This window comes from Brunnivagina elsteri CCALA 953 (genome assembly GCF_002289455.1).
In the GTDB taxonomy this organism is placed as follows: Bacteria; Cyanobacteriota; Cyanobacteriia; order Cyanobacteriales; family Nostocaceae; genus Brunnivagina; species Brunnivagina elsteri.
This window is the reverse complement of the sequence record NZ_NTFS01000568.1, coordinates 1-3,180: the sequence shown is the minus strand read 5'-3', so window position 1 is coordinate 3,180 and position 3,180 is coordinate 1. Positions and strand designations below refer to the sequence as shown.

The window sequence follows — 3,180 nt, the reverse complement described above, 5'->3', positions numbered from 1 at the left end:
TCAATTGCCAAACATTGTTTTGGTAGTAAATTTAAATCAGGATACAGTTGATTAAGGGATTGAACCGCAAAGCGATAACCATCAGGTTCGGGTTTACTCGTAGTAATATCATCCCCAGCAATAATCACCGGAAAATATTCTTTTAATTTAGATCGTTCTAATACCAATTCGATTCCTTTGCGAACTGCACCACTAACTAAACCTAGTTTCAAATCCTTAGAACGTATTTGAAAAATTAAGTCATCTAAACCAGTAAATAAAGGTAGTTTTTCTAACTTTTCAATTTCTTGGATATATAATTGAGCTTTCTTAAAAACCAATTGTTTAATATAATCTTCACCAATAACTCTACCACGACTATTTAACAAATCTCCCAAGCAAACTCTATCACCACGTCCCAAACAAGCTTTTTCAAACTCACCAGGTTTTAATCCCGTAACATTTTCACCAATTAAAATTTCCTCAACTAATCGTTTGTGAATTGCTTCATCATTAATAATGACACCATTAAAGTCAAACAAAACTGCTTTTAAACTCATTCTATTTTAGATTTTGGATTATTGTAAAACAATGATAAATACTCAGTAAATAATAGCTATAAATAAAACGGGATTGCTAAATTGACAGATAAAATATTAATTACTCTCTGCGCCTCTGCGACTCCGCGTGAAGCTATAATCTAAATTAGCAACACCCTAAAACGTAAAATTCCAAATTATTATTTTCAAATGCAGGAGAAGGAAAACCCTGCAAATTCCCATCATCTAACTTATTAGGTACATATTGCCTCACATTTTGAACCTGAATATTATCACCAGAAATCGGTTTTACACCACTTGTAACTTGATTCAACCACCACACATCTTGAGTTTGTACAGCTTCAAAACCAGCAGTACCCATCCATGCATCAGTACTACCTGCACCATACTCACTAATATATGGTTCCTCAAAAACATTATTCAACCATTCCGTTTGACGTAGTGTCTTTTGATTCCCATCCAAAATCAGTATTTGCCCACCAGTTGTCAGTAAGCGGTAAGATTCCCGTAGAATATTCTGTGCTACATCAGTTGGTGTCTCGTGAAACAACAACGAAGCAGTTACTAAATCGAACGATGCATCAGGAAATCCAGTCTTCTCCCCATTCCCATGTCGCCAGCTTACATCTAAACCTGCTTCTATAGCCTTATGTTCTGCTCTCACTAGCATATATGGTGATAAATCCAAACCAATCACCTCCGCATCGGGAAATGCCTTTTTCAGCATTAACGTAGTCGAACCCGTACCGCAACCTAAATCAAGAATCCGACGTGGTTTTACCTTCACAGCATCAATCAAAGCTTGTCTAACCCAACTTTCATTGGGAGGTAACACATACTGGGTAATCGGATCGTAAGTAACCGCAGCACTAGAAGTCAGATATCCACCCTTTATACCATGAAAATTCTGGCTACTGTAGTACGTTGGGGTAACTACATCTGCACGTTGAATGCGATCGCACTCTCTCTCCCAATCCACACTTTCACTGTATCTACGTAATGCTTCTTCATCAATTAACAAACGTACTAAAGGTGACAAAAAACGCTCCCAAATACTATCCTGCCCTATTCCCATAGTCTTTTCTGGCTCCGTTTTGTTACTTTCATGACAGTCATTTCCTTACAGATTGTAACGGAAATTGCCAAATTTTGCTTTGACTAAGTTTGCATATATCTTGATGTTGACATCTCTTACATACTACACATATAATACAAGAATAATTGAACCAGATTAATTTTTGACGTGCGATCGTACCCAGAATATTGGGTAATTACGTTATGTTCCTAATTAAGAAGTTCCATCGGAACGTCTCTACTAAAATATAAATTATGGCTTACGAAAAATTAGAAATTTCTACAGAAATACCTGTTTTCTCTTGGGCAAATCATCCTTTAAAACATGATGAAATCAAGATGGCAAAAAATGTTGCCTCATTACCTTTTGTTTTTAAACATGTTGCTTTAATGCCTGATGTCCATTTAGGGAAAGGTGCATTAGTTGGCTCAGTCATTGCCACTAAAGAAGCTGTAATTCCTGCGGCTGTCGGTGTAGATATTGGTTGCGGAATGGCTGCCATTAAAACACCATTTACAGCCGATAAACTTGAAGGCAAACTAAAGAAAATTAGATTGGAAATTGAAGCAGCAATCCCTACTGGCTTTAGTGAAAATAAAGAAATTGAAAGAACAGTAACTAACTGGCAAAAATGGCAAGAATTTAAAGATTTACATTCTGGAGTTCAGGATTTAGAAACTAAAGCATTACGTCAAATGGGTTCCCTTGGTGGGGGTAATCATTTCATCGAAGTCTGTGTTGATACTGAAAATAAAGTGTGGCTGATGCTACATTCAGGGTCGCGAGGCATTGGGAATATCATGGCACAGCGACATATCAGTACTGCTAAAGAACTGGCGAAAATGGCAGAAATTAAGTTACCAGACCCAGATTTAGCTTATTTTGTCACGAATACACCCGAATTTGCTGCTTATTGGCATGATTTGCAATGGGCACAGAACTATGCACGAATGAACCGTGATGTAATGATGGTACGCTTTAAGCGGATTGTCGAAAAGCACATTGCAGGTGGAAAACCAACAAAACCATTGCTGGAAGTCAATTGTCACCATAATTATGCTGAAAAAGAAGTACATTTCGGTGAGGAAGTGTACGTAACCCGTAAAGGTGCGGTTCGTGCTGATACAGGAGACTACGGTATTATTCCCGGCTCAATGGGTGCAAAATCGTACATTGTTAAGGGTAAAGGTTGTGCTGATAGTTTTTGTTCTTGCAGTCATGGAGCGGGACGGTTACTATCAAGAACTAAAGCAAAAAATACCTATACTCTTGATGATTTGATTAAGCAAACTGAGGGTGTTGAATGTCGTAAAGATGAAGATGTATTGGATGAGATTCCTGGTGCATATAAACCAATCGAGCAAGTTATGAAAAATCAAGCTGATTTAGTGGAAGTGGTAGCGACATTGAAGCAAGTTGTATGTGTTAAAGGTTAGACTTTCTTATATAGCGGTTCTCGGTTGTAAGCTGTTCCGCATTTAAATCATATAATCTAAATTATTATAATTGTTGTGGGGTGGGCATCCCTGCCTGCCCTAATATATAATTTAGGTGCTTTTTAGCTTA

The 3,180-nt window shown here is 37.5% G+C and carries 3 protein-coding genes; 1 reads left to right on the top strand and 2 read right to left on the bottom strand.

Annotated features, from left to right (window positions below; translation table 11 throughout):
• Window positions 1-539: HAD family hydrolase (locus tag CK510_RS28450; protein WP_095724841.1), on the bottom strand; the 539-nt coding region annotated here is incomplete at its 3' end.
• A gap of 145 nt (window positions 540-684) precedes the next feature.
• Entirely contained in the window at window positions 685-1,614 is a 930-nt protein-coding gene (locus CK510_RS28445; protein ID WP_095724840.1) for a class I SAM-dependent methyltransferase, read from the bottom strand.
• Between the two features lie 254 nt (window positions 1,615-1,868).
• Here CK510_RS28445 and CK510_RS28440 point away from each other — a divergent pair, with 254 nt between their 5' ends.
• Window positions 1,869-3,050 (top strand): RtcB family protein, encoded by a 1,182-nt coding sequence (locus CK510_RS28440; RefSeq protein WP_095724839.1) that lies wholly within the window; start codon window positions 1,869-1,871, stop codon window positions 3,048-3,050.
• Window positions 3,051-3,180: the final 130 nt, after the last annotated feature.